26 protein-coding genes and 1 tRNA gene are annotated in these 24,456 nt (G+C 76.1%); 13 read left to right on the top strand and 14 right to left on the bottom strand.

Going from position 1 to position 24,456, the window contains the following annotated elements; translation table 11 throughout:
* Window positions 1-27: 27 nt before the first annotated feature.
* Window positions 28-735, top strand: coding sequence for a class I SAM-dependent methyltransferase (locus tag ACI79I_RS02330; RefSeq protein ID WP_456990656.1), 708 nt, complete (start codon window positions 28-30; stop codon window positions 733-735).
* A gap of 10 nt (window positions 736-745) precedes the next feature.
* Here the strand turns inward: ACI79I_RS02330 and ACI79I_RS02325 are convergent, their stop codons facing one another.
* Window positions 746-1,411 (bottom strand): DUF2306 domain-containing protein, encoded by a 666-nt coding sequence (locus ACI79I_RS02325; RefSeq protein WP_456990654.1) that lies wholly within the window; start codon window positions 1,409-1,411, stop codon window positions 746-748.
* Window positions 1,412-1,511: 100 nt separating this feature from the next.
* Here ACI79I_RS02325 and ACI79I_RS02320 point away from each other — a divergent pair, with 100 nt between their 5' ends.
* The 3 genes from ACI79I_RS02320 (at window position 1,512) to ACI79I_RS02310 (ending at window position 2,606) form a co-directional block, all read left to right on the top strand.
* Complete coding sequence (locus tag ACI79I_RS02320; RefSeq protein WP_456990652.1) at window positions 1,512-2,237, top strand: TetR/AcrR family transcriptional regulator; 726 nt, start codon at window positions 1,512-1,514, stop codon at window positions 2,235-2,237.
* 13 nt (window positions 2,238-2,250) lie between these two features.
* Window positions 2,251-2,337 (top strand) — tRNA-Ser (locus tag ACI79I_RS02315).
* Window positions 2,338-2,366: 29 nt separating this feature from the next.
* Entirely contained in the window at window positions 2,367-2,606 is a 240-nt protein-coding gene (locus ACI79I_RS02310) for a hypothetical protein (RefSeq protein WP_456990650.1), read from the top strand.
* An 8-nt stretch (window positions 2,607-2,614) separates the two neighbouring features.
* On the opposite strand, the gene ACI79I_RS02305 is transcribed toward ACI79I_RS02310, so the two are convergent.
* From ACI79I_RS02305 to ACI79I_RS02295, 3 genes are all read right to left on the bottom strand, one after another.
* The gene (locus tag ACI79I_RS02305; protein WP_456990648.1) at window positions 2,615-3,901 is read right to left on the bottom strand and encodes an Nramp family divalent metal transporter; all 1,287 of its coding nucleotides are present in this window, start codon (window positions 3,899-3,901) and stop codon (window positions 2,615-2,617) included.
* Between the two features lie 71 nt (window positions 3,902-3,972).
* Window positions 3,973-4,221 (bottom strand): STAS domain-containing protein, encoded by a 249-nt coding sequence (locus ACI79I_RS02300; protein WP_456990646.1) that lies wholly within the window; start codon window positions 4,219-4,221, stop codon window positions 3,973-3,975.
* Complete coding sequence (locus ACI79I_RS02295) at window positions 4,218-4,571, bottom strand: STAS domain-containing protein (protein ID WP_456990644.1); 354 nt, start codon at window positions 4,569-4,571, stop codon at window positions 4,218-4,220. The genes ACI79I_RS02300 and ACI79I_RS02295 overlap by 4 nt, the downstream gene beginning before the upstream one ends.
* A 142-nt stretch (window positions 4,572-4,713) precedes the next feature.
* Between ACI79I_RS02295 and ACI79I_RS02290 the strand changes: the two genes are divergently transcribed.
* The 4 genes from ACI79I_RS02290 (at window position 4,714) to ACI79I_RS02275 (ending at window position 8,712) form a co-directional block, all read left to right on the top strand.
* A complete protein-coding gene (locus ACI79I_RS02290) occupies window positions 4,714-5,439 on the top strand; it encodes a response regulator (protein ID WP_456990642.1) in 726 nt (241 codons plus the stop codon).
* A 160-nt stretch (window positions 5,440-5,599) separates the two neighbouring features.
* Complete coding sequence (locus tag ACI79I_RS02285) at window positions 5,600-6,970, top strand: sensor histidine kinase (protein WP_456990640.1); 1,371 nt, start codon at window positions 5,600-5,602, stop codon at window positions 6,968-6,970.
* On the top strand, window positions 6,967-7,587 hold the full coding sequence (locus tag ACI79I_RS02280; protein WP_456990638.1) for a GerMN domain-containing protein: 621 nt from the start codon (window positions 6,967-6,969) through the stop codon (window positions 7,585-7,587). Before ACI79I_RS02285 ends, ACI79I_RS02280 begins: the two co-directional genes overlap by 4 nt.
* Before the next feature lie 78 nt (window positions 7,588-7,665).
* Complete coding sequence (locus ACI79I_RS02275; protein WP_456990636.1) at window positions 7,666-8,712, top strand: GGDEF domain-containing protein; 1,047 nt, start codon at window positions 7,666-7,668, stop codon at window positions 8,710-8,712.
* A gap of 42 nt (window positions 8,713-8,754) precedes the next feature.
* On the opposite strand, the gene ACI79I_RS02270 is transcribed toward ACI79I_RS02275, so the two are convergent.
* Entirely contained in the window at window positions 8,755-9,873 is a 1,119-nt protein-coding gene (locus ACI79I_RS02270) for an NAD(P)/FAD-dependent oxidoreductase (RefSeq protein ID WP_456990634.1), read from the bottom strand.
* Window positions 9,874-9,964: 91 nt separating this feature from the next.
* Complete coding sequence (locus ACI79I_RS02265) at window positions 9,965-10,534, bottom strand: LOG family protein (RefSeq protein ID WP_456990632.1); 570 nt, start codon at window positions 10,532-10,534, stop codon at window positions 9,965-9,967.
* Window positions 10,535-10,620: 86 nt separating this feature from the next.
* Here ACI79I_RS02265 and ACI79I_RS02260 point away from each other — a divergent pair, with 86 nt between their 5' ends.
* Window positions 10,621-11,097, top strand: coding sequence for an NUDIX domain-containing protein (locus ACI79I_RS02260; RefSeq protein ID WP_456990630.1), 477 nt, complete (start codon window positions 10,621-10,623; stop codon window positions 11,095-11,097).
* A 44-nt stretch (window positions 11,098-11,141) separates the two neighbouring features.
* Here the strand turns inward: ACI79I_RS02260 and ACI79I_RS02255 are convergent, their stop codons facing one another.
* Window positions 11,142-11,951 carry an endonuclease/exonuclease/phosphatase family protein gene (locus ACI79I_RS02255; RefSeq protein ID WP_456990628.1) on the bottom strand — a complete coding sequence of 270 codons (810 nt, stop codon included), beginning with the start codon at window positions 11,949-11,951 and terminating at the stop codon, window positions 11,142-11,144.
* Between the two features lie 1,108 nt (window positions 11,952-13,059).
* On the opposite strand from ACI79I_RS02255, the gene ACI79I_RS02250 reads away from it, so the two are divergent.
* The 3 genes from ACI79I_RS02250 (at window position 13,060) to ACI79I_RS02240 (ending at window position 15,121) form a co-directional block, all read left to right on the top strand.
* Window positions 13,060-13,950 carry a 1,4-dihydroxy-2-naphthoyl-CoA synthase gene (locus ACI79I_RS02250; protein ID WP_456990626.1) on the top strand — a complete coding sequence of 297 codons (891 nt, stop codon included), beginning with the start codon at window positions 13,060-13,062 and terminating at the stop codon, window positions 13,948-13,950.
* 91 nt (window positions 13,951-14,041) lie between these two features.
* Window positions 14,042-14,374 carry a hypothetical protein gene (locus ACI79I_RS02245; protein WP_456990624.1) on the top strand — a complete coding sequence of 111 codons (333 nt, stop codon included), beginning with the start codon at window positions 14,042-14,044 and terminating at the stop codon, window positions 14,372-14,374.
* Between the two features lie 153 nt (window positions 14,375-14,527).
* Window positions 14,528-15,121, top strand: coding sequence for a TetR-like C-terminal domain-containing protein (locus tag ACI79I_RS02240; protein ID WP_456990622.1), 594 nt, complete (start codon window positions 14,528-14,530; stop codon window positions 15,119-15,121).
* A 13-nt stretch (window positions 15,122-15,134) separates the two neighbouring features.
* On the opposite strand, the gene ACI79I_RS02235 is transcribed toward ACI79I_RS02240, so the two are convergent.
* Window positions 15,135-16,277, bottom strand: coding sequence for a TetR family transcriptional regulator (locus ACI79I_RS02235; RefSeq protein ID WP_456990620.1), 1,143 nt, complete (start codon window positions 16,275-16,277; stop codon window positions 15,135-15,137).
* On the opposite strand from ACI79I_RS02235, the gene ACI79I_RS02230 reads away from it, so the two are divergent.
* Window positions 16,276-17,238, top strand: coding sequence for a Gfo/Idh/MocA family protein (locus ACI79I_RS02230; protein WP_456990618.1), 963 nt, complete (start codon window positions 16,276-16,278; stop codon window positions 17,236-17,238). The genes ACI79I_RS02235 and ACI79I_RS02230 overlap by 2 nt on opposite strands.
* Here the strand turns inward: ACI79I_RS02230 and ACI79I_RS02225 are convergent.
* The 6 genes from ACI79I_RS02225 to ACI79I_RS02200 all read right to left on the bottom strand — a co-directional run bounded on the left by ACI79I_RS02225 (window position 17,235) and on the right by ACI79I_RS02200 (window position 24,239).
* Window positions 17,235-18,440 (bottom strand): glycosyltransferase, encoded by a 1,206-nt coding sequence (locus ACI79I_RS02225; RefSeq protein WP_456990616.1) that lies wholly within the window; start codon window positions 18,438-18,440, stop codon window positions 17,235-17,237. The genes ACI79I_RS02230 and ACI79I_RS02225 overlap by 4 nt on opposite strands.
* 11 nt (window positions 18,441-18,451) lie before the next feature.
* The gene (locus tag ACI79I_RS02220; protein ID WP_456990614.1) at window positions 18,452-19,414 is read right to left on the bottom strand and encodes a glucosyl-3-phosphoglycerate synthase; all 963 of its coding nucleotides are present in this window, start codon (window positions 19,412-19,414) and stop codon (window positions 18,452-18,454) included.
* A 164-nt stretch (window positions 19,415-19,578) separates the two neighbouring features.
* The gene (locus tag ACI79I_RS02215; protein WP_456990612.1) at window positions 19,579-20,559 is read right to left on the bottom strand and encodes a glucosyl-3-phosphoglycerate synthase; all 981 of its coding nucleotides are present in this window, start codon (window positions 20,557-20,559) and stop codon (window positions 19,579-19,581) included.
* Window positions 20,560-20,644: 85 nt separating this feature from the next.
* The gene (locus tag ACI79I_RS02210) at window positions 20,645-22,792 is read right to left on the bottom strand and encodes a phage holin family protein (RefSeq protein ID WP_456990610.1); all 2,148 of its coding nucleotides are present in this window, start codon (window positions 22,790-22,792) and stop codon (window positions 20,645-20,647) included.
* Window positions 22,789-23,421 carry a DedA family protein gene (locus tag ACI79I_RS02205; protein ID WP_456990608.1) on the bottom strand — a complete coding sequence of 211 codons (633 nt, stop codon included), beginning with the start codon at window positions 23,419-23,421 and terminating at the stop codon, window positions 22,789-22,791. The genes ACI79I_RS02210 and ACI79I_RS02205 overlap by 4 nt, the downstream gene beginning before the upstream one ends.
* Entirely contained in the window at window positions 23,418-24,239 is an 822-nt protein-coding gene (locus tag ACI79I_RS02200) for an MBL fold metallo-hydrolase (RefSeq protein WP_456990606.1), read from the bottom strand. Before ACI79I_RS02200 ends, ACI79I_RS02205 begins: the two co-directional genes overlap by 4 nt.
* Window positions 24,240-24,456 lie beyond the last annotated feature (217 nt).

The following is a 24,456-nucleotide window of genomic DNA, read 5'->3' as shown; positions in this document are numbered from 1 at the left end:
AGCGGGGCGGTGTGCCAGGCTGGCGCGGTGGCAGTCGCGGAGCAGCGCAGTGGTGGGCGGACCGAGGCCGTCCGGACCTACAAGGGGCACGGGGTCCACGCGGCGCCGGGTGTGCACGAGTACGCCGTCGAGCTGGTGCGGCAGGCGCTGCCGCAGGGCGGCCGGATCCTCGAGGTCGGCTCCGGGTGCGGCGCGCTGGCGCTGCGGCTGCGCGACGCGGGCTTCGACGTCGTCCCGACCGACCTGGACCCGCCGCACGACTGGATCGCGCGGCTCGACCTGGACGCCCCCGAGTGGACCGACGACACCCGCGGCCCGTTCGACATGGTGCTGTGCGTCGAGACCCTGGAGCACGTGGAGAACCCGCGCCAGGTGCTGCGGCAGATCCGGTCCCTGCTCCGGCCGGGCGACCGGCTGCTGGTCAGCACGCCGAACATCACCCACCCGCACTCGCGGCTGAAGAACTTCCTGGTCGGCTCGCCCTACATCTTCGGGCCGGAGTTCTACCACTCACCCGGGCACATCACGATCCTCCCGGACTGGATGCTCACCGAGCACGTGCGTCTCGCCGGGTTCGACCGGATCGAGGTCACCAATGCCGGCGACACCTTCTACAGCGGGCTGACGCGCCTGGCCTACCGGGTCGAGATGGCGGTGCTCCGGCTGTTCCGCCTGCGGGCGCGGGCCGCCCGCGGCGACGGGATCTGCACGTTCGTCACCGCCGTGGCCGTCTGAGCGTCCTCGGTCACGCGGCGGCGGGGACGGCGGCCGCGGCGCTCCGGGCCGGTGCGGCCGGCCGCCTGCGCAGCGCCCACTCGACCACGGCGAGGTTGATGACCCAGCCCGCGAGCATCAGCAGCACCCGCGGGGTCCCGCTCGGCTGGCCGACGAGCAGCGTCCAGGGCAGGTGGGTCAGGACCTGGGTGCCCGCGCCCAGCCCGATCGCGTAGCCGCGGGCCATCCAGGCGCGGTGGGCGGCGACGTCCCGACGGTGGATCGCGGTGACGCCGAGGACCAGGCAGGCGGCCATGGCCGTGCCGAAGACCAGGCGCATCGGGGTCAGCAGCACGTCGTCGGCGGGTGGGCGGGCGTAGGACAGCGCCATCCACACCCCGGACAGCGCCGCGGCCAGCCCGCACGGCACGAGCACCCGTCCGGCGACGCGGTGCCAGCCGGGCCTGCGGCGGCGGAGGCCGGGGACGAACTGCAGCGCACCCAGGAGGCAGTAGGCGCTCGCGCCCACGACGTGCACCACCAGGGGGACCGGCGAGGCGAGGAACCGGGCGTTGTCGGCCGTCATCTGCGCTCCGGTGCCGATCTCCGCGACCCGGGCCGCACCGGCGAGCACCGGGACGGCGCTGAGCAGCACCAGGCCGATGAGGACCAGCCACTGCCGCGTGCTGGAGGACATCGCACCCCGTCCCTTCGGATCGCCTGGGTGTACGGCGTACACCTGATGCGGGAGACCATAGGTGTACGCTGTACACCCGTCAAGATCCGGGAGGACGTCGATGCCGCGGGACGTCGAGGCTCGCCGCAGGGAGCCCCTCACCCGCGACCGCGTGCTGCAGGCCGCGGTCGCCCTGGCCGACGAGGCCGGCATCGCGGCGGTGAGCATGCGCCGGCTCGCCCAGCAGCTGGGCGTCGTCCCGATGGCGCTCTACAAGCACGTCGCCGACAAGGAGGCGCTGCTCGACGGCATGGTCGACGTCGTCATCGGTGAGTTCGAGGCCCCGGCACCTGGCGCGGACTGGAGGGACGCCGTCCGGCAGCGGCTGCTCTCGGCGCGCCGTGCGGTGCTCCGGCACCCGTGGGCCCGGCAGGCGATCGAGTCGCGGACCCGCCGGACCCCCGTCGTCCTCGGTTACATGGACGCCGTGACCGGCACGTTCCTCGCCGGCGGGCTGTCGGCGGACCTGACCCACCACGTGATGCACGCCCTCGGCAACCGCATCTGGGGGTTCAGCCCCGAGCTGTTCGAGGAACCCCGCGACGAGGACGCGCCGGGCCCCGGTCCGGAGGAGCAGGCGGCGATGGCCGGCGAGTTCGCGCGGCGGTACCCGCACGTCCTGGCGATCGCCACGGCCGCGACAGGTGGCGACCTGTCCGCCGTCGGCCGGGGCTGCGACGAGCAGTTCGAGTTCGAGTTCGCCCTCGACCTGCTGCTCGACGGCGCCGAGCGGCTGCACCGAGGCGGCTGGCGCTCCGGGGGCACGGCCCGGACGACGGCGGGATAGCCTCGACCCGCCAGGAGGGCTCGCCTAGTGGCCGATGGCGGCGGTCTTGAAAACCGCTATGGGGTGACACCCATCGTGGGTTCGAATCCCACGCCCTCCGCTCGCGCTCCGGCGGGCTAGCGTCGTGCCGTGGCCGCCGCTCCCTTCCGTCCGCCCTGGTTCGGCAACCGGGGCGTGCAGGTGCTCGCCGCCGGAGCGCTCGTCTACAGCCTCGTGCAGCTGGTGGTGCAGGCCGTGGACGGCGAGTGGGGCGAGGCCTTCCTGAGCTTCGCCTGGAGCGTCCTGTTCGGCTACGTGCTGGTGGAGTCGCTGCGCTTCCGCCGGCAGCAGGACGCGGCGCGGGACGAGCCGGCCGGGCCCGGCGACTGACCGTCCGCTCAGGAGCCCAGGTTCGTCAGCTCGTTCACGCACAGGACGACGAACAGCACCGCGGCCCCGCTCAGCAGCACGTTGGACAGCCAGCCGTTGCGCCACCGCTCCGGCGCCCGCCGGCTGTTGAGCAGCCACAGCAGGGTCCCGGCCAGGAACGGCATGAAGAACGCGCCGAGCGCGCCGTAGGCGACGACGAGGGCGAAGGGCTGGCCGAGGAACAGCAGGCTGATCGGCGGGAAGGTCAGCCACAGCAGGTACGCGCGGTAGGGCCAGCTGCGCTCGGCCGGCCCCTCCGCCAGCTGCCCCGACGCGCGCTTCGACGTCCGCACGAAGTCGGTGAACAGCAGGCTGACCCCCTGCCAGACGCCGAGCAGCGAGGAGAACGAGGTCGCGAAGAAGCCGACCAGGAACAGTGTGCCGACCACGTCCCCGAACCGGTCCCGGAGGACCTCGTCGAGGTCGAGCAGGCCGCGGTCACCCTCGGTCAGGGCGATGCCGGTGGCGTACAGCAGCTCCGCGCCGACGATGAGCATGGCGACCACGAAGACACCGGTCGTGATGTAGGCGACCCGGTTGTCCAGCCGCATGACCTTCATCCACGACGCGTCCCGCCAGCCCTTGGCGTTGACCCAGTAGCCGTACGCGGCCATCGTGATCGTCCCGCCGACGCCGCCCACCAGGCCCAGCGTGTAGACGGCCGACCCCTCCGGCAGCCGCGGCACCAGGCCGGAGAGCGTCGCGCCGACGTCGGGGACGACGAGCACCGCCAGCCCGACGACCACGACGAACATGACCCCGATGAGGACGGTCATCGCCTTCTCGAACAGGCGGTAGTTGCCGAACCAGACGAACGCCAGCCCGACGAGGCCGCAGAGGATCCCCCACGCGGGGATGCTCAGCGCCGGGAACAGCGCCGCCAGCGGCAGGGCGGACGACGTCATCGCGGTGGCGCCGTAGACGAAGCCCCAGACCACCACGTAGACGAGGAAGTAGACCGAGGTCCAGCTGCCCAGCGAGCGCCACCCGGCGAAGATCGTCGACCCGGTGGCCAGGTGCCAGCGCCCGGTCGCCTCGGCCAGCGCGATCTTCACGACGACGCCGAGCACGACCGCCCACATCAGCGCGTAGCCGAACCGGGAGCCCGCGATGAGCGTGGCGACGAGGTCCCCGGCGCCCACCCCGGTGGCCGCGACGACGATCCCGGGACCGACGACGCTCCATCGCCGGGTGCGCTGCTGCTCTGCCTCGGGGGAGGCGGTCACGTCCTGGCTGAGGTGCTCGTTGTCCGGCACGGCAGTGCCCTCCGCGGTGTCGACGACCGCCCCTCAGTGCAGCGGACGGCGACCCGGGTGGCAACCGCAGGTCAGGCCCGGATGAGCAGCTCGCCCCCGTCGGCGGCGAACTCGCGGCGCATCTGGCGCAGGATGTCCAGGCCGTCGGCGTCCGCGGCGCGCACCCCGCGGAGGTCGAGCACCACGCGGGCGTGCCCGCTGCCGCGCAGCCCGTCGGCGGTCCCGCGCAGCAGGTCGGCGCCGAGCGAGGTCAGCGTCCCGCTGGCCCGGATCAGCCCCGCCTGCCGGTCGACCACCTCGGTGAGGGACGGCGCGTTCACGCGGCCGCTGCCGGCTCGACCGCGATCACGTGCCACAGGCCGGTGCGGCGCAGCAGGTCCTGGGTCCGCCGGTTGGCCCCGCGCAGCACCACCGCCCCACCGCGGGCCCGGCAGGTGCGGTGCGCCCAGAGGAAGCTCGCGACCGCGGGGCTGGACAACTGCGTCACGGCGGAGAGGTCGACCACCACGCGCCGGGCGCCGGCCAGGAGGGCGTCGCGCAGCAGCCAGCGGACGTCGGCCAGGCCGTCGGCGAGCAGGGTGTCGTCGAGGTGGATCGTCACCACGTCGGTCCCCGCCGCGGACTCCGGCCGGGGGAGCGCCCTCGCGGGGGCCACAGGTCCCGGGGCCATGGGCATCGCAGTCCTCCTCCGTGCAGTGGGTCCGATCGTGCGGGCGCTCGCTGACAGGGTCGTGGGAGGAGTTTGCGATCCCGCCGGGAGTTGGTTTGCGATCCGGTGACGACCGGCCGAACCCCTGGTGGGCGGTGGCAGCATGGCCCGAGTGGCACCGCGTCTGCTGGTCGTCGAGGACGACGACCCGATCCGGACTGCCCTGCGCTGGGCACTCGAGGACGAGGGGTACGACGTCGCGGAGGCCGCGAGTGGCGAGGAGGCGGTCGCCGTCGTCGCCACCGCCGCGCCGGACCTGATGGTCGTCGACCTGATGCTCGGCCCGATGGACGGCTTCGAGGTCATCCGCGAGGTCCGCCGCGACCACGACCTGCCGATCATCGTCGTGAGCGCCCGCGCCGACACCCACGACATCGTGGCGGCGCTGGAGGCCGGCGCCGACGACTACGTGACCAAGCCGTTCCAGGTCAAGGAGATCACCGCGCGGCTGCGGGCGCTGCGCAGGCGTGCGGGGACGGGTGCGGGCAGCGTCCCGGACGCCGGCCGACCGGCCGAGGTGGTCCTCGACCGGCACCCGGAGGCGCCGCTGGTGCTGCGCGAGATGCGGGGGACCGTCCACCGCGGCGACAGGCAGCTGCCGCTCACCCTGACCGAGTTCCGGCTGCTGTGCGAGCTGGCCGCAGCTCCCGGGCGGGTCTTCAGCCGGCAGGCGCTGCTCGAACGGGTGTGGGCGCACGGGTTCTTCGGCGACGAGCGGATCGTCGACGTCCACATCCGGCGGCTGCGCACCAAGGTGGAGCTCGACCCCGGCGCGCCGCGGATCGTGGTGACCGTGCGCGGGCTGGGCTACCGGCTGGACCCCCAGTGAGCGGACAGGGGCGGAAGCCCGACAGCGAGCGCCGGCGAGCGAGGAGCGGAGCGCCCTGCGGGAGTGAACCGGGGGCACAGCGCGGACAGGGGCGGAAGCCCGACAGCGAGCGCCGGCGAGCGAGGAGCGGAGCGCCCCGCGGGAGCGAACCGGGGGCACGGTGAGGCGGGCCCTCGGCGGGCGGGGGCTGCGGGCGCGGATCGTGCTCGGCTTCGCCGCGGGCACGCTCCTGGTCTCGGCGGTCCTGGTGACGACGACCTTCCTGCTGGCCCGCGGCTACCTGCTCGACCAGCGGGAGGCGTCGCTGACCCGGCAGGCGCTCGCCGACGCCAACGTGCTCAGCAGCCGGCTGGCGACCGCGGGCACCGAGGTCGGCGACGCGGTGGGGGAGCTGGTCCCCTCGGGCGGGGCCGGCGTCGTCGTCCGCAGCGGGGACTCGTGGTTCTCCTCGAGCCTGGACGTCGGTGCGCGTGACGTCCCGGCCGAGCTGCGCGCCATGGTCGAGGCGGGCTCGGCCGGCACGGTCCGCGTGGACACCGCGTCCGGCCCGGCCCTGCTGGTGGGGATCCCGGTCGCCGCCGACGTCGAGTTCTACGAGCTGTCCCCGCTCACCGAGCTGCAGCAGGTGCTGCGGACCTTGGGCACGGTCCTGGGCGCCGGGGCTCTCGCCGCCACCGCCGCGGGAGCGGCCTTCGGCTGGTGGGCCAGCCGGCGCGCGGTCGCGCCGCTGGAGCAGGTCGCCGCGGCCGCGACGCGCATCGCCGGTGGCGAGCTGACCACCCGGCTGCCCCCGACCGAGGACCCCGACCTGCTGGCCATCGTGGCCAGCTTCAACAGCATGGTGGACGCGCTGGCCGCACGGATCGAGCGGGACGCCCGGTTCGTCGCCGACGTCAGCCACGAGCTGCGCAGCCCGCTGACCGGCGTCGTCACGGCCGTGGAGGTGCTGGCCGCCCGCCGGTCGGAGCTCTCCCCGCGCGGGGACCAGGCGCTGGCGCTGGTCGAGGGCGAGCTGGCCCGGTTCCGGCAGATGCTCGACGACCTGCTGGAGCTCGCCCGCCTCGACGGTGCCCCACCCTGCGACCGGGAGACGACGGTGTCCATGACCGCGCTGGTCCGCGAGGTGCTGGCCGGCGGACGGCGGGAGCCGGGTCTGCTGCACGCCGACTCCGACGAGGAGACGACCGTGGTCGGGGACAAGACCGGGCTGGAGCGGGCCGTGCGCAACCTGTTGGACAACGCCGACCGGCACGCCGGCGGCCCGTGCGCCGTGCGCGTGCGGCGGTGCGACGGGACCGTCGTGGTGAGCGTGGACGACGCCGGGCCGGGGGTGCCCTCGGAGGAACGCGAGCGGGTGTTCGAGCGGTTCGCCCGGGGCCCGAGGGCCGCCCGGCGGTCCCTGCCCGGCGCCGGGCTCGGGCTGGCCATCGTCGCCGAGACCGCTGCCCGGCACGGCGGCGCCGCCTGGTGCAGCACCGCACCCGAGGGTGGCGCGCGGTTCAGCCTGTCGGTCCCCCGGGGGTCCCGGTGAGCGGCCGGCGCGGGCTCGTCGTCGCCGCGCTGGTCGCCGTCCTGACCGGGTGCGGCGTCCCGACCGGCGGGCCGGTGGAGACGATCCCGGAGTCCGACGTCCCCCGCGGGCTGGCCTCACCGAGCGCCACCGCACCGGCGCCGGCCGAGCCCGAGCCGATGGCCGAGCCCACGCGCGTCTACCTCGTGGCCCGCGACGACAGCCTCGTCCCGCGGCCCCGGGAGGTGACCGGCCGGGAGGTGCGCGACCGGCTCGACGCCCTGCTGAGGACGCTCGCCGCCGGGCCGACCGCCGACGAGCGGGAGCTGCAGCTGTCCACCGCGCTGCCGCCGGACGTCGAGCTGGCGGTCACCGACGTCGCCGCGGGGACGGTGACCATCGACCTCTCCGGGCCGGCGGAGGCACCCACCGGCCTGGACAGCCGCCGGGCCGTCGGCCAGGTGGTCCTCTCCGCCACGAGCGTGCCGGGGGTGGACGAGGTCGTCCTCACCATCGACGGCGACCGCGTCGAGGCGCCGCTGCCGTCCGGGGAACTGTCCCCGGACCCCCTCTCGGCGGAGGACTACGCCGCGCTCCTCCCCGCCCCGCCCACCCCGGCGCCGGCGCCGGCGTCCTGACCGAGCCCGCCCGGTGTCATCCCCCCGAGGGGGGAGGCGTCCCTCCAGCACCGCCGTCAGGACGTCGATGGGGAGGGTGTGGAGATCCCCGCCTCGCTGAGGGCCCGGCAGCCGCGCTCGGCTGCGCGGTCGGGCGCCGTCGTCATGGTGGTCTCCGGGCTGGTCCTGGCCGTCACGACCACCGTGGGGCCCAACGGTGCCAGCCTCGTCGCCCGCAGCGCGGTCTGGGCCAGCGTCGCGCTGCTGCTCGGCGCCGCGCTCGGCTGCCTGCTGCTGCGCCCCGATCGCCTGGACCGGTCCGGCGCCTTCCCGCTGATCGGGATCAGCGGCGTCCTGCTCGTGTGCGGGCTCAACACGCTCACCAGCGACCCGTCCGCCGCGGCGCAGGCCTTCCTCGCCTTCCCGGTGCTGTGGAGCGCCGCGCACCTGCGACGCTGGGCCGTCGTGCTGGTGACGGGGGCAGCCGTCGTCCTCGACGGCGCCACGCTGCTCCACCTGGTGCCGGTCGAGGCGGCGCTCACCGACCTGGTCTTCTTCGGCGCCGTGCTGGTCGTGGTGGCCGCGATGCTGGTCCGCGCCGGCGAGACGAACGACGCGCTGGTGCGCGCCCTCCAGCAGCAGGCCACCGTGGACGGGCTGACCGGCCTGGTCACCCGGCGGGTGCTGGACGAGGCGCTGGCCGAGGCGCTGGAGGGTGCGGGGTCCGGTGCCGGGACGGCGCTGGTGCTGGTCGACGTGGACTCCTTCAAGCAGATCAACGACGCGCACGGGCACCCGGTGGGGGACGACGCGCTGGTGCACCTGGCCGGGGTCATCCGGCGGCAGGTCCGCGCCGGGGACGCCGTGGTCGGCCGGCTGGGCGGCGACGAGCTGGCGGTGCTGCTGCCCGGGTGCGTCCCGGAGACGGCGACGCGGAGGGCGGGGGAGCTGCTCGAGGCGGTCCGCGCGACGCCCCTGACCCTGCCGGACGGGACGCTGCTGGCCCTGTCGGTCAGCGTGGGGGTGGCGCACGCGCCCCGGGACGCGACCCGGGTGCGGGAGCTGTACGCGGCGGCCGACGCGGCGCTGTACCGGGCCAAGCGGGGCGGCCGCGGCCGCGTCGAGGTCGCTCCGGGCCCCGCCTGACCGCGCCGGGCCCGCTCGACCGCCGGGACCGTCCGGCCGCGCTCAGTCCCGCCGGACCAGCCGCCGGGCCGTCGCGGCCAGCGTGCGCCCGGTGAGCCGGCCGTCGGCCAGGCCCAGGGCCACCACGTCGTCGAAGACCCGGTGGTCGGCGCCGGCCGCCCGGAACGCGGCGTCCATCACCGCGGGCCACCGGCTCAGCGCGGACGCCAGCGACGAGGAGCGCAGGTGCCCGGCCAGCCGGCGGTCCAGCATCACCCGGTACCGCTCCCCGGCCCGTGGCCCGGCCCCGGCCGCCACCCCGGCCAGCGCACCGGACAGGACGGCGTAGAAGATCCCCTCCCCGGTCAGCGGGTTCACCAGGCCGGCCGCGTCTCCGGCGAGCAGCACCCGCCCGTCGGGCAGCCGGGGCCGACCGGTCGACAGCGGCAGCCGGTGCGCCCGCAGCGACCCCGGCGCCACCCCCGGCAGCAGCCGGTGCAGCCCGTCGACCAGCGCGGCCCGCGTGGCCCCACCGGACACCAGCTCCCCGTAGCCGACGTTGGCCCGGCCGTCCCCGAGCGGGAACGACCACGCGTAGGCCGGCCACCGCTGCTCGGTGGTGACCAGCAGTTGGGTGCCGGCCTGGCCGGGCAGTTCGGGGGCGTAGCCCCGGATCGCCACGGCGAGCCGGTCGGGGCGGTGGGTGGGCAGGCCCAGGGCCCGGCGGACGACGGACTCCGCGCCGTCCGCCCCCACCACGACCGATGCGCGGATCGTCCCGTCGACGGTCACTCCGTCGGGGTCGGACCGCAGGGTCCGCACGACGTGCCGCCGGAACCGCGCTCCGCGGTCGAGGGCGACGCGCAGGAGCCGGTCGTCGAGCACCGCCCGCGGGACCACGTGCGACGGGCGCGCCGTGGCCCGGTCGACCGTCGCCCCACCCGGCGAGCGCAGCGCGAGCCGTGGCACGGGTGGGGAGCCGGCCACCAGCTGCGCGGGGTCGACGCCGAGGTGGGCGAGCACGTCGAGGGCCTCGGGGGCGACGCCGTCCCCGCAGACCTTGTCGCGCGGGAACTCCGCGCGGTCGACGACCAGCACCGACGCGCCGGTGCGCAGCACCGCCAGCGCGGCCGCAGCCCCGGCCGGGCCACCGCCGACCACGACGACGTCCCAGCGCTCCACGAGCGCCGACGCTAGGCGGTCGGCGCGCCGAGGGCCCGGCGAGGCGGGGCGGCGGCGAGCGTGCCGGGTCCGTCGCGCCGGGGCGGCCGGGTCACGGCGGTGTCGGCGTCCACTTGCGTGCGGGGTGCTCGTAGCGGGCGACGAAGTCCAGCAGCCCGTCGGCGTCGGTGACCACGCCCAGCGCGTCCAGCCGGCGGGCGTCGAGGTAGCCGTCGTCGACCATGCGGCGCAGCTGGGTCAGCAGCGGCTGCCAGAAGCCGTCGACGTCGACCAGCAGCGTGGGCTTGGCGTGCAGGCCGAGCATGCCCCAGGTCCAGGCCTCGAACAGCTCCTCCAGCGTGCCGGCGGCGCCGGGGAGCGCGACGAAGGCGTCGGCGAGCTCGGCCATCCGCGCCTTGCGCTCGTGCATCGAGCCGACGACCTCCAGCTGGGGCAGGCCGGGGTGGGCGACCTCGTCGTCGGCCAGGTGCTGCGGGATGACGCCGACCACCTCGCCGCCGGCGGCCAGCGCGGCGTCGGCGACGACGCCCATCAGGCCGACGCGGCCACCGCCGTAGACGATGCCGACCCCGGCCCGGGCCAGGTCCGTGGCCAGGTCGGCGGCGGCCTGCTGGTGGGACGGTGGACCGCTCAGGGACCCGGTGAAGACGGCGACGCGCACGTCCCGAGCCTGGCACGGCAGCGACAGCGGAGTGGCAGGGGTGCGGGATCCGCGCCGTCGTACTCCGCTCGGGGTTCACTGGAGGCGTGTTCTCCTCGACCGACGGCTGGGTGACGTGTTCGTTCGGCCACCGGCACTGGGGACTGCTCGGTGCGGCCGGGCTGCTCGTGCACCGGGACGGCGCCGACGGCACCGAGCTGCTGCTGCAGCACCGGGCCACGTGGTCCCACCACGGCGGCACCTGGGGCACCCCCGGCGGGGCGCTGCACGCGGGCGAGACCGCCGAGCACGGCGCGCTGCGTGAGGTCCGCGAGGAGCTGGGCCTGCTCCCCGACGACCTCCGGCTCGGCGCCTCCTCGGTCGACGACCACGGCGGCTGGTCCTACACCACCGTGCTGGCCCGCCCGCTGCGCCGCATCGAGCCCGGCGACCTGCGGCTGGACGGCGAGAGCGACGGCGTGGCCTGGATCCCGCTGGCCGACCTCGCGTCGGTGCCCCTGCACCCGGGCTTCGAGGCGTCGCTGACCCGGCTGCACGACCTGCTCTCCCGGCCGCCGGTGTAGGACACGACACCCCGCCCTGCGCGCTCGGACACGGGTGTCGCTCCCTACACCCCCGGCGTCACGGTGACCGTCAGCGCGCGGTGGTCGCCGACCGGCAGCACCCGCGTGCCGCCGTCCCGGGCCCGCAGGCCGTCGCCGAGCGCGAGCACGTGGTCCAGCTGCACCCGGGGGTCGGCGGCGGGGAAGCTCGGCGCCCGCACCAGCGAGGTGGCCCGGAGCAGCCGCGCGGGCACGGTGCCCGGCAGGTTGAGGTCGCCGGCCAGCACCACCGGGCCGGGGAGCCCGGCCAGCCACCGGCGCAGCCGCCGCAGCTGACGGACGGCCGTGTGCGGGGCGAACGACAGGTGGGTGGTGACGACGGTGAGGTGGGCCAGCCGGGCGGCCAGCGCGATCCGGGGCTCGTCGGGGACCCACCACCAGCGCCGGCCGCCCGTGCGCGGGTCGGGGCCCTGCACCGGCAGCCGGGCGCGGCCGGTGCCCAGCCCGAGGACCGACCAGTCGAGGACCGGCAGCCGGCTGATCAGCGCGACCCCGTAGACCGGCCCGGCCGTCGCCGGGTGCGGCCCGCGCACCGCCGGCTCGGCGGGGGTCCAGCTGCGGAACGGGTCGGGCGTGCCGGTCAGGGTGACCGCGCCCCGCCAGTGCGCGGCGTCGAGCCCCTCGGCCAGGACGGCGGCCTGGTCGGTGCGGTGCGAGCGCGGCTGCCCGGCGTCCACCTCCTGGACGGCGAGCACGTCGACGTCGAGCCCCTCCACCGCTGCCCGCAGCTCACCGGGGGTCAGGAGGGCCCCCGTCGCGCTGCGCCCCGAGGCGATGTTGGCGGTGCCGATCCGCACGGGCGACGGGTCGGTCACGGCCCGACGCTACCCGGCGGTCCGCGCTCGACGTGCCCCTGCGTGCGGGTCCGCTTACCGTGAGCGCGATCTCGTCGATCCACGGAGGAGCCGGTCCTGTCCAGCAGCCCGCGTCACCTGGCCGCCGCAGGAGCGCGCCTCGGCCGTTCCGGCGCCCAGCACCTCCGCCGCCGAGCCGGCACCCGGGGCTCCCTGGTCCTGCTCTTCCTCGCCGGGTTCCTCTGCGGCACGGCCCTGGTCCTCATCGCGGTGTCGCCGACCCCGGCCCGTTCTCCGGGGAGCGTCAGCGGTGGGGTCGTCGAGGAGCAGCCTGCCGGCGGGGTGCAGCAGGGCATCGGGACGGCGGCCCGCGTGTCGGCGGCCCCCGCGCGGGCGACCACGAGCGAGGACCCGGCCGGTCGGCAGCGGCCGGCGGGCCCGGGCGGCACGGCCGACGTCCCGGCGGCCCCGGGTGTGTCTGCGGTCCCCGGCTCCCCGGACGTGTCCGGCGCTCCCGCAGGGTCCTCGACCCCGGGCGGGGCCGGGCCCGAGCCGGCCGGCGCGCCGGCGTCGCAGGGTCCGGCCGCGGGCGGGTCGGCGGCCGGGGGACCGGCGTCGTCGGGGTCGGCGGGGTCGGGGTCCGGGTCGTCGGGGCCGGCGGCCGGCTCCACCTCCCCGGGCCGCACCGCACCCGAGAGGACGTCCGGCGGCGGCACGGCGGCCGGGACGCCGGCCCGGACCCCCGCGAGTGGCCGCCCGGCGGCGGACACCGACCGCGGGTCGGCCGGCGGTTCCGCGGGGAGCGGGTCGACGCGCGGCCGGGGGGACGGCTCGGGCGGCGGCTCGGCGAGAGGGCCCGCGACGGGCGGGAGTCCGGCGCGCGGCGGGGGCTCGACCGGCGACGGGGGCTCGACGACCGGCGGGGGTCCGACGACCGGCGGGGGTCCGACGACCGGCGGGGGCGCACCGCAGGAGACCGAGTGCCCGCCCCCCGGTGTCGGCGGTCTGCTGGGTGAGGTCACCGAGGACGCGGACGACGTCGTGGGCGGGGTGACCGGGGGCGCGGGCGACGCGGTGGGCGGACTGCTCCCATGAGGGGCCGTTCCCGCAGCGCACTAGGTTCGAGCGCATGACCGCTCGCGACGACGTCTCCGAGATCTTCGACAGCGCCGCGTGGCAGCCGGTGGAGGGCTTCGGCTTCGCCGACATCACCTACCACCGCGCGGTCGACGCCGGGGTCGTGCGCATCGCGTTCGACCGGCCGGAGGTGCGCAACGCCTTCCGCCCGCAGACCGTCGACGAGCTGATCGCCGCCCTGGAGCACGCCCGGCTGTCGACCGACGTCGGCTGCGTGCTCCTCACCGGCAACGGCCCCAGCCCGAAGGACGGCGGCTGGGCGTTCTGCTCCGGCGGCGACCAGCGGGTGCGTGGCAAGTACGGCTACGAGCACGACAAGGGGCGCAGCAGCGGCCGGCTGCACGTGCTCGAGGCGCAGCGGCTGATCCGGTTCATGCCCAAGGTGGTCATCTGCGTCGTCCCCGGGTGGGCGGCCGGCGGCGGGCACAGCCTGCACGTCGTCTCCGACCTGACCCTGGCCTCGGCCGAGCACGCCCGGTTCAAGCAGACCGACGCCGACGTCGGCAGCTTCGACGGCGGCTTCGGCTCGGCCTACCTCGCCCGCCAGGTGGGGCAGAAGTTCGCCCGCGAGATCTTCTTCCTCGGCGACGAGTACTCCGCCGAGGACGCGCACCGCATGGGCATGGTGAACCGGGTCGTCCCGCACGCCGAGCTGGAGGCGGTCGCGCTGGACTGGGGACGGCGGATCGTCGCCAAGAGCCCGACCGCGCAGCGGATGCTCAAGTACTCGTTCAACCTCATCGACGACGGCCTGGTCGGCCAGCAGCTGTTCGCCGGCGAGACGACCCGCCTGGCGTACATGGCGGAGGAGGCCGTCGAGGGCCGCGACGCGTTCCTGGAGAAGCGGGATCCCGACTTCACCCGTTTCCCCTGGCACGTTTAGGCATCTCGCTGGACGCCAACGGTACCGGCGTCGTGGCCCCTTCCGGGTCCGGCGCGAGCTCGCGAGGGCTGGGGAGAAGGGGGTCCTTCTGGTGATCGTCGAGGTGGTGGGCGGCGCCGACGAGGTGCCCGAGGTGCGCGTCGTGGACGTCGACGACCTGACGAAGCTGCACCTGGCCCTCGGGGCGGTGACCGACGAGGAGGCCGACGGCGTCCTGCGCGAGGCCGGGCTGGGCCGGCTGCAGGACGCCGAGACCGGTTTCCTCGACGTCGCCGCGCTGCGGGCCGCGGCCGAACCGCAGGCCGGGGCCGCCGACTGGGCCCGGCAGTGGGACGGGATGGTCGAGTACGCCCGCGGCAAGGGCTGGCTGGCCGACGACGGTGCGAGCCTGCAGGTGCACGTGGAGAGCGCCGCCGGCGCCTGACGTCCACACCATCGGGTGGCGCCCGGCCGCGGACGGTGTGCGTTTGGTTGAGACTCTTAAGAAACTCCTGTGGATTTGGGTTCCGGTCATTGTGATCGCTCTGCTCACCGTCCACGATGTCGCGGTGAGGTCCACCTATCTCCGGGCGTCGGCGTGACGGGAACGCCGGGTCGCCCCCTCAGCGCCGAGCTCTCCGACCAGCTGCTCTCCGTGGCGGTCGACATCCTCGCGGAGGAGGGCTGGGGCCGGCTCAACAGTGATCGCGTCGCCGCTCGTGCGCGAGCCGGCAAGGCCGGGATCTACCGTCGGTGGCCGACCATGGCGGCGATGGCCCGCTCGGCCGTCGGCCGGTTCACGCTGGTGCGGGTCCCGCCGGACACCGGTTCCCTCCGGGACGACCTCGCCGCCCTCGTCGACCGCTGGCGCCGGCCGCTCGACCGCGAGGAGCGCGCGACGGCCAGCCTGGTCGGTGCCGCCCGGCACGACGAGGACCTGCGGGCCGGCCTCGACGCCGCCCTGGTGCAGCCGCTGGCCGAGGCGGTCACGGAGATCGCCGCCCGTCAGTCCGAGCGCGGGCACGAGGTGCCCGAGTCGCGGCGGGCGCTGCTGGGCTCGGTGCTGGAGGCCTTCTGGTGGCAGCGGTTCACCTCGGCCAACGGCGTCATGACCGCCGACCAGCTCCGGCGGGTCGTCGACGAGGTGCTCGTGCCGATCCTGGTGCCCGTCCGCGAGGGCGCCGCCGTCTGAGCCGGCGCGCCGGTCAGCCGGTGCGACGCAGCCGGGGAGCCCCGGTCATCGCGGTCAGGCCGGACAGGACGTGGTCGGCCTCGGAGCACGCGAACGCGGCGCCCTGCACCGGGTCCCCGGTGGCCATCCCCTGTTCCCGTCCCCGGCGCTGCTCGTAGATGAGCGTCCGGACGGCGGCCAGCCAGACCGCTGCGGTCACCGAGGCCGCCGTCTGGGGGTCGCTGGGCAGGGTCGGCGCGGTGCCCTCCCGCTCCCACGCCTCGAGCAGCGCCTCCGCGAGCAGGGCGGTCGACGCGTGGTGCAGCTCCCGCTCGCGGGCGCACAGAGCCGGGGAGGCCTCGACGGTGGCGACGTACTCCCGACCCTCCGGCGTGCCGAGCGTGTGGACCTGCAGGCCCACGCGGGAGGTGAGGTACCCGTGCAGCGCGTCGAGCGGGGACACGCCCTCGGGGCGCGTGCGCACGGCCTCCGCCGGCCCCTCCACCCACGGGGCGCGCCCGTCGAAGAAGAGGTCCTCCTTGCTGGCGAAGTGGTTGAAGACCGTCTGGACGGCGACGTCCGCGGCGCCGGCGATGTCGGCGATGGTGACCGCCTCGAAGCCGCGCTCGGTGAACAGCCGGCGGGCGGTGTCGCGGATGAGCGCCCGGGTCTGCGCCTTCTTCCGCGCGCGCCGGTCCGTGTGCTCACTCACGGTATCAGCTAGCAACTGTCCGTAGATGATCTCCGGCACCGCGGCTCGGGAGTCGGAGCCCGTCCGCGTGGCGTCGCCGAGGACGGCGCGTGCCCACACCGTCACCAGCACGGCCAGGTCGATGACGTCGAGGTCGGCGGCGACGTCGGCGATGGTGGTGTGCCAGACCGGGTGCTGGACGGCGTAGGCGTCGTCGGCGAGGGCGACGGTCGACGCGGCCCGCGGATCGGCCGCCGCCTCCTCGCGGAGCCCGCGCAGGGTCTCCTCGAACAGCCGCGTGCAGGCGGCCGTCGGCGACGCGCGGTCCCCGGGCGACGCCGCCAGGACCGAGCCGCAGCCGGGGCGGCGGGCGGCGGGCGGCGGGCGGCGGGGCGACGCGGGCCGGGGGAGGGCGCCGGTCGATCCTGTCGCACCTCGCGCCGTGGCGCGGTTCCCGGGCGGCCCGGGTGGGCAGAGGCCGGTCATGGGAACGGTGCGGGTCGGGCTGGTCGGAGCCGGGGGAGTCGGTGCACGGCACGCCCGCACGCTGGCGGGTTTCCCCGACGTCGAGTTCGTCGGCGTCACCGACGTGGTCCCCGGTGCCGCCGCGGCGCTGGCCGCGGACCTCGGCGTGCCGGTCGTGGACGACGTCCCGGCGTTGCTGGCGCAGTCCCTCGACGGGGTGTGGCTGTGCGTGCCGCCCTTCGCCCACGGTGAGCTGGAGCTGGCCGCCGTCCGCGCCGGGACGCCGTTCCTCGTCGAGAAGCCGCTGGCCACCGGGCTGCCGGTCGCCGAGGAGGTGGCCGCCGCGGTCGCCGCCGCCGGGCTGCCGACCGCGACCGGCTACCACTGGCGGCACCTGGACACCGTGGCCGCCGCCCGCGCCGTCTGCGCCGCCCACCGGCCCCGGCTGGTGGACGCCACGTGGCTGGACAAGGTCCCGCCCCCGGCGTGGTGGGCCCGGTCGGAGACCTCCGGCGGGCAGGTGGTCGAGCAGCTCACCCACGTGCTCGACCTGGCCCGGTTGCTGGCGGGTGAGGTGGTCGAGGTCCGCGCGGCCGCGGCGCCCTCCAGCGCCGCCGGGCGGGACGTCGACGACGCCACGGCGGCGCTGCTGACCTTCGCCTCGGGCGCGGTGGGCACGGTGACCGCCGCCTGCTCGCTGCCGGCCAAGGTCCGCGCCGGCCTGGACGTCGTGTGCGACGGCGCGGCCGTCGAGCTCACCGAGACGTCGCTGACCGTCACCACAGCTGCGGGCTCCGAGCGCACCGAGCCGTCCGTCGACGCCCGCACCGCCGTGGACCGGGCCTTCGTCGACCTGCTCGCGGGGGGGCCGCCGTCCGGGGCGCTGGTCGACTACGCCGAGGCGCTGCGGACCCACCGGGTGGCGGTGGCGATCGCGGAGTCCGCGCGCAGCGGCGGCGCCGTGCAGGTGACGGGGGTCTAACCCACGACGGCGTCCTGGCCCGCCGGCCGGATCCGCGGCCGGGGCAACGAGGACCGCGCCCGCTCCCGCGCCCGGGCGTAGAGCCGCTCGTAGCCGTCGGCCATCACCGCCGGGGCGAACCGGCGGCGGGCCTCCGCGGCGCACAGCTCGGGGTCGATCTCGTCGAGCCGCCCCAGCGCGGCGGTGAAGCCGTCCTCGTCGGTCGCCAGGAACCCGGTGGAGCCGTCCTCCACCAGGGAGGGCAGGCAGCCGCGGGCCATGGCGACGACCGGGGTGCCGGCGGCCAGGGCCTCGCACACGGCGGTGCCTCCGGGTTCCTCCCAGCGGATCGGGAACAGCACCGCCCGGGACGTGCGCAGCAGCTCGGCCTTCTGGTCCCCGCCCACGCTGCCGATCCAGCGCGCGGAGACGCCGTCCAGGTGCGGGTCGACGTGCTCGAGGAACCACGCGACGTCGGGGTGGGAGCGGGCCGGGTGGCCGGGGGTGGCCAGGGCCGCGGCCAGCGCGTCCCGGTCGGGCAGCCCGCCGACCGGACCGGCGAGCACCAGGGGCACCCCCGCCGCCCGGCAGGCCCGCAGCGCGGTGTCTATGCCCTTGGACTCGCACAGCCGGGACAGCACCAGCACCGACTCCCGCCGCTCCGAGCGCGGGACCGGGGGCACGTCGTCGATCGGTACGGCGAGCGGCACCGCCCCCAGGACCTGCTCCCGGAGCCGCTTCGGGGCCCGCGCCACCTGGCTGTCGGAGACGCCGGCGAAGAACACCCGTCCCCGGCCGTCGAAGCTCGCCCAGAACTCGGCGTTGCGGTGCAGGTCCCAGTGCAGCGTGGCCAGCACCGGGGGAGCGGCGTCCCCCAGGCTGCCGAGCATCGCCGGGCCGACCACCTCGACGTGGGTGTGCACGAGGTCGAAGGGCTGGCCGGTCAGCGCGTGCTCCGCGATGGTCGCCTGGACCACGTGCTCGTGCGCGTGCGCCGTCCCCACCACCTGCGGATAGGGCCCGCCCAGGAGCTCGAACCGGCCGGTCGGGAAGGCACTGACCAGGCCGTCGACCGGCAGCGTGGAGTCGCCGACCGAGGCCAGGACGACGGTGTGCCCGCGGGCGCGCAGCTCGGCGGTCAGCGTGGCCACGACGTTCTCCAGGCCCCCGTAGCCCGGGGGCGGCACGGGCAGCCACGGCCCGGCGTCCATCAGGATCTTCATGGGCCCTCTCGTCATGCGCCCGGCTCCGACGTGCCCTGCGCCGTCCGCACCGAGCGCATCGGCGGCCGCTCGACGACCGTGACGTCCCAGCTGACGCCCTCCAGGCCGTCGGCGGTGCGCAGGAACTGCAACAGCTCCCCGCCCCGCGGGCCGGCGCCGGGCCGCCGCGCGAGGGCGGTCTGCAGGATCTGCCCCGCCATCCGGCCCAGCGCGGCGTCGGCCTGGTGCGTGTGCTGCCGGGTGCCGAGGTCGACCTGCGCCAGGGCGTCGAGGCCGGTCTGTCGCAGCAGGTCCACGAGCAGGCCGAACTCGACGCCGTAGCCGGAGACGAACGGCACCTGCTCGAGCAGCCGCCGGCGGCCGGCGTACTCACCGGAGAGCGGTTGCACGAAACCGGACAGCTCCGGCCAGAAGGCGTTGAGCAGTGGCCGGGCGACCAGCTCGGTGACCCGGCCACCGCCGGAGGGCACGATCCCGTCGGTGGTGGTCAGCGGGCGGTCGTAGAGGGCCTTGACGTACCCGATGGTGGGGTCGGTGAGCAGCGGGCCGAGCAGCCCGACGACGAAGTGCGGGGAGAAGCCGATCAGGTCGGCGTCGATGAAGACGACCAGGTCGCCGGTGGTCGCGTGCAGGGACTTCCACAGCGCCTCGCCCTTGCCGGGACGGCTGCCGTGGGCGGGCAGGACCGTGTCGACGTGGACGACGCGGGCCCCGGCGGCGGCCGCCACCTCCGCCGTCCGGTCGGTCGAGCCGCTGTCGACGACGACGAGCTCGTCCACGAGGGGACATCGGTCCACCAGGGCCTCGCGGATGGCGCCGACGATCTGACCCACCGTGCGTTCCTCGTCGAGCGCGGGGAGGACGACGCTGACCGTCGTCCCCCACTCCTGCTTCTCGACGACCAGCTCGGCGGCCTCCCAGGTGTCGGCGGTGAAGGTGCGGTGGCGCAGCCAGCGCCGGACGTCAGGGCGCACGCGTCTCCCCTGGTCAGGTGCCGACCCCGTTGTCGGCACGGGACCCCCCGTCGCGCCAGGATGCCGGGTGAGCGGGCTCGCGCACAGGGGCCGCCGTGCAGATTCCGCGCTCGGGCGTGTCCTCGGCGCGCCCGTCCTCGCTCGCCGGGGTGCTCCCGCTCGCCTCAGCCGACCTCGTCGGCGCGCAGGGCGCGGTACTCCGGCACGGTGATCATCGGCGGCCGCTCGTCGACGGTGACCGGGGTGCTCTGCGGCACGAACCCCAGGCCGTCGTGGCGGAACTGGGTGAGCAGCCCGCCGGCCTCGGCCTGCAGCGCGGCCCCCGCCCGGGACAGCACGGCCGACACCACCTGCCCGGCCATGCGGCCCAGCGCCTCCTGGCTCTGCGAGCTGTGCCGCCGGACGCCGAGGTCGACCTGGGCCAGGCCGCCGAGTCCGGTCAGCCGCAGCAGGTCGACGAGCAGGCCGACCTCGACGCCGTAGCCGGACACGAACGGCACCCGCTCGAGCGCGGTGCGCCGGCCGGCGTACTCGCCGCCCAGCGGCTGCACGAAACCGGCCAGCTCCGGCCACAGCGCGTTGAGCAGCGGACGGGCGGTCAGCTCGGTGACCCGCCCCCCGCCGGCGGGGACGCTCACGCCGTCGACCTGCAGCGGCCGGGTGTAGCAGCCCTTCACGTAGTCGACCTGCGGCTCGGTGAGCAGCGGCGCGAGCAGGCCGGGGACGTAGTGGGTGACGTCGCCGAGCAGGTCGGAGTCGAGGAAGACGACGAGGTCGCCGGTGGTGGCGGCCAGCGACTTCCACAGCGCCTCCCCCTTGCCCGGGCGGGAGCCGTGGGCGGGGAGCACCTCCGCGGTGGAGACGACGTCGGCACCGGCGGCGCGGGCCACCTGCGCGGTGGCGTCGGTGGAGTCGGAGTCGACGACGAGCAGCTCGTCGACCAGCGGCGTCCGCAGCACCCAGTGCTCGCGGATGCCCGCGACCAGACCGCCGACCGTGTCCTGCTCGTCGCGGGCCGGCAGGACGACGCTGACCCGGTGCTGGCCCCGGCGCTTGGCTCGGAGCAGGGCGTCGAGGTCGAGGGCGTCCAGCGAGGGGGTGGAGGAGGTCCGGTGCTCGAACCAGGCGCGCGCATCGGGTCGCATCTGCTCACCATCCGGGACGATCTCGGACCGGCGCCAGCAGGCGCGAGCGAGTTCACGTGACCGTCACCGGGCGTCCTGCCGCCGGTCACACCCCCACGCCGGACTCCTTCAGCGCGGTCGCGCTCAGCGGGCCGACGGTCGCACCCTCACCGGTCGGCTCGGGGTGACCGAGGTCGGTGAGCCAGCCGCGCAGGACCCGGTGCAGCGCCTCGGCGCCGACGATCTCGCCGGGCGCACGGAACGACCGCGGGTGGAGCAGGAATGCGTGCTGCTGAGGGCCGCCCAGGCCGCCGTGCGAGCCGACGTGCGGCTCGAACGCCGAGGCCTCGTCTGTGTCGGGGTCGTAGCGGCTGTTGACGACCAGGTCGGCGCAGTGCGGGAACGTCGACGCACGGGCCACCAGCGCCGGGGCGTGCTCGCCGTAGGGCGCGAGGGGGTCCTCGCCGAGCACCGTCCCCGTGGCCAGGCGGTGCAGCCCGTCGCGGCCGAGGACCACCGGCCCGTACTCCTCCGAGTGCACCAGCACGAAACCCACGCCGTCGTGGTCGACCAGGCCCGGCAGCAGCCGGGGCCAGTGCCGCTCGATCTCCTCCAGCGAGACCCGGCCCGGGATGTCGGCGAAGGACACCATCGCGGTGTGGCCGGAGACGGCGACGACCACGCCCGGCGCCACCCGCGGCCCGGAGCCCTCCCGGTCGGCGGTCAGCTCGTGCGAGTGCGGCACGCCCTCGGCGCGCTCCACCCGCTCCCGCAGCCGGCGGGCGATGACGCCGCCCTCGGCGAGCGCGGCGCCGAGCTGCCAGCTCTCGGTGAGCCGGCGGCTGTCGCGCGGGCCGGTCTGGTGCGGCTCGGCCAGGTCCCCGCCGCCGGAGAGCCGGCCGACCAGCTCCTCGATCGACTCCCCGAACCGGCTGACGAACGCCTCGCCCTGGGTCTGTCCGTGGTCGGAGAGGCAGACCAGGTGGTACTCCCGCGGCGCGAGCTGGGCCGCGCGGTGCAGCCGGCCGATCTGCTGGTCGATGCTGCGCAGCACCGCGAGGCTGTCGGCCCGCTCGAGCCCGGCGTGGTGCGCAGCCTCGTCGTAGCCGAGGAAGTCCGCGTAGGCCACCGGGCGGCCGGCCATCATGTCCTCGAGCAGGGCGAAGACGACGACGTCCCGCGCGATGACCGTCGTCCCCGGCCGGGCCAGCGGGTAGAAGCCGCCGCGCGACACCCGCGGCCGGACGTCGGCGCGCCGCTCCCGGGCCGCCGCGAGCAGCTCGCGGTGGATGTCGACGGCCGAGACGGCGATCGTGCGCAGGGCGTTCACCGGGTTGGCGAAGTACGCGTAGTAACCGGAGCCGACCCGCTCCCGCGCCTGGCGGGCCCGCCGGCTCGACGCCGGGACGACGTGGGAGAGCGAGCTCATCGTGAGGCTGACGTGCGTCGCGTCGCCGGTGAACAGGTTGCCGCGGCTGGCGCCCCCGCCGGAGAGCAGGCCGCGGCCGTCGGAGTGCGCGCGCTCGAGCTCGGCGGCGTCGACCGGGGAGGAGACGCGGACGATCCGGTCGCGCTCCTTGTCGTACCAGCGGAACCCGGGGATGTCGGCGTTGGAGCCGTGCAGGATGCCCATCACCGAGGCGCCGGTCTGCGAGCTCCAGTCGGTGTGCCAGGAGGTCATCGTGTGGCTGCCGGCGCGCAGCCAGGCGGCGAGGTTGGGCATCGACCCGTCACGGACGGCGCGCCGCGCGGTGTCGGAGGACAGCGCGTCGATCTGCAGGAACAGCACGCCCGGCGGCCGCTGCTCGCCGTCGGGCGTCCCCCCTGCCCGGCGGCGCGCACGGCGGAAGAACAGCTCGTCCTCGTCGATGGCCAGCACGCTGCTGACCAGGCCGGAGACGGCGGCCATGCCGACGCCGACGACGACGCCGGTGGGCAGGTCCTCGATGACCACCCCGGGGATCAGGAACGACAGCCCCAGCACCGCGGCACCCAGCAGCAGGAAGCTGCCCAGCCCCAGGGTGAAGAAGGCCAGCGGCAGGGCCACCCGCATGACCAGCGGCCACACCAGGGCGGTCAGCGCGCCCAGGAGCAGCGCGATCACCGGCGGCTGCCACCACCCGGCCATCGAGAAGTCCTCGAGCCAGGCGTCGAGGGCCACCAGGGCGGCGGTGGTCGCCGCCCACGTGAGCAGCACGCGGGCCGTCGTCCGGCCGCGCTGCAGGACCCGGCCGGGTCCGGCGGGTGAGCTCATGCCGGGCCGCAGGGGGAGGGGTCGGGCTCGCGGTCGGGCTCGGGCACCCTCCTGCGCCGCGAGCCCACCAGGTTGAGCACCGCGCCGACGACGAGCACCAGCACGGTGGCCAGCAGGACGGCGGTCAGCGGGGAGTCGAAGATGCCGCCGCTGACCACGCCGAGCAGGGCGTAGGCCAGCGCCCACAGGGCCGCGGCCAGCAGCGAGGCGGGCAGCAGCCGCCGCCAGGGGTAGGCCAGCGCGCCCGCGGCCAGCAGCACCGGGATCCGCCCGGCGGGCAGCAACCGCCCGACGACGATGATCTGCCAGCCGTGCCGGCGGAACTGCTCGCGGACCTCCTCGATCCGGTCGGCGTGCTGACCGCGGGCCACCCAGCGCACGGCGGCCGGGCCGCCGAACCGGCAGATGGCGAAGGTGACCACGTCCCCGGTCCAGGCCGCGAGGGTGGCGACGACGACCACCAGGGGCAGGTTGAGCTCGTGGGCGGTCATGGCGAAGGCGGCGCCCGCGCCCACCACGGCGCCGGTCGGCACCACCGGCACGATCGAGCCGAGCAGCACGCCGCCGAAGAGGACCGGGTAGCCGATCGACCCGTCGGTCCAGCCCGCGGCGAGCGCGCCCGCGCTCATGCCGCCACCTCGGGGACGCCCGGCGCGGCCGGCAGGAGCACCGGTCGGCCCGGCTGGGTGACGGCCACGTGCGTGTCCAGGCCGCGCGCGGCGACGGCGGCGGCGAACGCGTGCGGCGGCTCGGTCAGCAGCGGGCGCACCCGGCCGCGCAGCCCCGGCAGCACCGTGCCGCCCGGGACGGTCAGCGTGCCCCAGTGCACCGGGACGGCGACCCGCGGGCGCAGGCGCGCGGCGGCCTCGGCGGCGGCCTGCGGGTCGAGGTGACCGGGCCCGAGGGTCGGGCCCCAGCCCCACACCGGCAGCAGCGCGACGTCGACGCCGCGCTCGCCGAGCAGGTGCATCTCGTCGAACAGGTCGGTGTCGCCGCTGACGTAGACGGTGCGCCCACCCCCCTCGACCAGGTGGCCGACCGCGGTGGTGTCGGGGCCGTGGGTGAGCCGGGGGCCCCAGCGGTGCCCGGTGTGCTCGGCGGGCACGGCGGTCACCCGCAGCGCGCCGTGGCCGAACGACTCGCCGGGCAGGACCTCGACGACGTGCCGGAAGCCGCGGGAGCGCAGCCACGCCCCCGCACCCCGGGGGACGACGATGCGCACGTCCGGCCCGAGCAGGCGCAGGGACGGCAGGTGCAGGTGGTCGCCGTGCAGGTGGCTGATCAGCACCAGGTCGACGCCGGCCCAGACCCCGGGCGCCGGCGGCGGGACCACCCGTCGCAGCGGCCCGACCCGGCCGGTGAGCAGGGGATCGGTCAGCACGGAGTGCCCGGCCAGCTCGACGCGCACCGTCGAGTGGCCGAGGAAGTGCAGGTCGAGGTCCCCCACCCGCCCAGTATCGACCTCGCCGGTGACATCCCGGCACCGGATCTACCCTTCCGGGGAACCCCTGACCGCCGCGCGGTCACCGCGGCTCACCTCGCCCGCGGACGTGCCGGTGGACGGTCGCGCTGCTGACCGCTCCCGTCCTCCGCACCCGTGCCCGCGGGCCCGCGGGTCACAGGACGTCGAACACGAGGAGCAGGACCAGGGTCAGCGCGGCAGA

The organism is Geodermatophilus sp. SYSU D01105, from assembly GCF_054050095.1.
This window is presented reverse-complemented; position numbering and strand designations above follow the sequence as displayed.

Coding starts and splice junctions, on each gene's coding strand:
- ACI79I_RS02325 (WP_456990654.1), bottom strand. CDS start 1,411: ATGTCCTCCAGCACGCGGCAGTGGCTGGTCCTCATCGGCCTGGTGCTG.
- ACI79I_RS02320 (WP_456990652.1), top strand. CDS start 1,512: ATGCCGCGGGACGTCGAGGCTCGCCGCAGGGAGCCCCTCACCCGCGAC.
- ACI79I_RS02295 (WP_456990644.1), bottom strand. CDS start 4,571: ATGGCCCCGGGACCTGTGGCCCCCGCGAGGGCGCTCCCCCGGCCGGAG.
- ACI79I_RS02290 (WP_456990642.1), top strand. CDS start 4,714: ATGGCCCGAGTGGCACCGCGTCTGCTGGTCGTCGAGGACGACGACCCG.
- ACI79I_RS02250 (WP_456990626.1), top strand. CDS start 13,060: ATGACCGCTCGCGACGACGTCTCCGAGATCTTCGACAGCGCCGCGTGG.
- ACI79I_RS02230 (WP_456990618.1), top strand. CDS start 16,276: ATGGGAACGGTGCGGGTCGGGCTGGTCGGAGCCGGGGGAGTCGGTGCA.
- ACI79I_RS02235 (WP_456990620.1), bottom strand. CDS start 16,277: ATGACCGGCCTCTGCCCACCCGGGCCGCCCGGGAACCGCGCCACGGCG.
- ACI79I_RS02225 (WP_456990616.1), bottom strand. CDS start 18,440: ATGAAGATCCTGATGGACGCCGGGCCGTGGCTGCCCGTGCCGCCCCCG.
- ACI79I_RS02215 (WP_456990612.1), bottom strand. CDS start 20,559: ATGCGACCCGATGCGCGCGCCTGGTTCGAGCACCGGACCTCCTCCACC.
- ACI79I_RS02210 (WP_456990610.1), bottom strand. CDS start 22,792: ATGAGCTCACCCGCCGGACCCGGCCGGGTCCTGCAGCGCGGCCGGACG.
- ACI79I_RS02205 (WP_456990608.1), bottom strand. CDS start 23,421: ATGAGCGCGGGCGCGCTCGCCGCGGGCTGGACCGACGGGTCGATCGGC.